Origin of the sequence: Streptomyces sp. URMC 124, assembly GCF_051386455.1 — a bacterium.
In the GTDB taxonomy this organism is placed as follows: domain Bacteria; phylum Actinomycetota; class Actinomycetes; order Streptomycetales; family Streptomycetaceae; genus Streptomyces.
In genome coordinates this window covers 1-424 of the sequence record NZ_JBPQTS010000366.1, presented here as the reverse complement: position 1 = coordinate 424, position 424 = coordinate 1, and the positions used below count along the sequence as shown (strand labels likewise).

Annotated in this window: 1 pseudogene; it reads left to right on the top strand. The window is 68.2% G+C overall.

Features of this window, described 5'->3' with window-relative positions:
* Positions 1-424: pseudogene (locus tag ACSNOG_RS32970) on the top strand (2-oxoacid:acceptor oxidoreductase subunit alpha); the annotation flags it as partial.

Sequence of the window (424 nt, the reverse complement as noted above, 5' to 3'; positions counted from 1 at the left end):
GCCTGGAACACCGCATCGGCGGCATCGAGAAACAGGACGGCACCGGCAACATCTCCTACGACCCCGCCAACCACGACCTCATGGTCCGCACCCGCCAAGCCAAAACCGACGGCATCACCGTCCCCGCACTGGACGTGGACGACCCGGACGACGCTTCCACCCTCGTCCTGGGCTGGGGCTCGACCTACGGCCCCATCACCGCCGCCGTCCGCCGCCTGCGCAGGGAAGGCGTACCCGTTGCCCAGGCCCATCTGCGGCACCTCAACCCCTTCCCTCCGAACCTGGGCGAGGTGCTGGCCACGTACGACAAGGTGATCGTGCCGGAGATGAACTTGGGCCAGCTCGCCTCGCTGCTGCGGGCCCGCTATCTGGTCGACGTCCGCTCGTACACCCAGGTCAGCGGCATGCCGTTCAAGGCCGAGCA